Source organism: Winogradskyella sp. ABM4_392 (genome assembly GCF_056160445.1).
Genome location: NZ_JBSWXE010000014.1, coordinates 1 through 1,451 on the forward strand (window position 1 = coordinate 1; position 1,451 = coordinate 1,451).

Sequence of the window (1,451 nt, forward strand, 5' to 3'; positions counted from 1 at the left end):
TCAACCACAGTGATCGTTTGGTCAGCAGATACGCTGTTACCACACTCATCCGTTACGGTCCAAGTTCTAACAATAGTTTTTGTATTACCACAAGCAGCCGTTTCAACGTCTGACTCAGTAATAGTTACTGTACCACAAGTATCTGCACCAGTAGCAACACCAGTATTGGCAGAAGACTCATCTTCGGTACACTCAATAGTGATATCCGCAGGAACTGTAATCGTAGGGTCAGTAGTATCAACAACCGTAATGGTTTGATCAGCAGAAACGCTGTTACCACATGCATCTGTAGCTGTCCATGTTCTTGTTATAGTTTTAGTATTACCACAAGCTGCTACTTCTGTATCACTGAAAGTTACATTAGGAACTGCGCAATCATCAGTTGCAGTAGCAGTGCCAGTACTTGCAGGTGATGTATCATCAGTACATTCAACTGTAGCATCGGCAGGAATAGTTAATACAGGGTCAACTGTATCAATAATAGAATATGTAGCTGTAGTATTCGAAGCGTTACCACACTCATCCGTAGCAGTAAATGTCACTGTAATAGCACCATTAGCACAATCTACGTCAGTATTAGATCCATAGTCATTAGACCATGTCACCGTACCACAAGTATCATTAGCAGTAGCACCAGCATTATTAGCAAGCCAAGCTTCTAATGTACCATCAGGTGTCACACCACATTGAATAACAATATTATCTGTATTTGTATTATCTATAGTTGGAGGTGTAGTATCAACCACAGTAATAGTCTGGTCAGCAGATACGCTGTTACCACACTCATCCGTTACGGTCCAAGTTCTAACAATAGTTTTAGTATTACCACAAGCTGCAGTCTCTACGTCTGATTCTGTAATCGTTACTGTACCACAAGTGTCTGCACCAGTAGCAACACCAGTATTAGCAGAAGACTCATCTTCAGTACATTCAATAGTAATATCAGCAGGAACAGAGATTGTAGGTGGAGTTGTATCGACAACTGTAATGGTTTGGTCAGCAGATACGCTGTTACCACACTCATCCGTTACGGTCCAAGTTCTAACAATAGTTTTTGTATTACCACAAGCTCCAGTTTCAACGTCTGATTCTGTAATGGTTACTGTACCACAAGTATCTGCACCAGTAGCAACACCAGTATTAGCAGAAGACTCATCTTCGGTACACTCAATAGTGACATCCGCAGGAACTGTAATCGTAGGATCAGTAGTATCGACCACTGTAATAGTTTGGTCAGCAGAAACGCTGTTACCACACTCATCCGTTACGGTCCAAGTTCTAACAATAGTTTTTGTATTACCACAAGCTGCAGTCTCTACGTCTGATTCAGTAATAGTAACTGTACCACAAGTATCAGCACCAGTAGCAACACCAGTATTAGCAGAAGACTCATCTTCAGTACACTCTATAGTGACATCTGCAGGAACAGAGATTGTAGGATCCGTAGTATC

The 1,451-nt window shown here is 41.5% G+C and carries 1 pseudogene; it reads right to left on the minus strand.

Going from position 1 to position 1,451, the window contains the following annotated elements:
- Positions 1 to 1,451 (minus strand): annotated as a pseudogene (locus tag ACXAFS_RS15260) (gliding motility-associated C-terminal domain-containing protein); the annotation flags it as partial.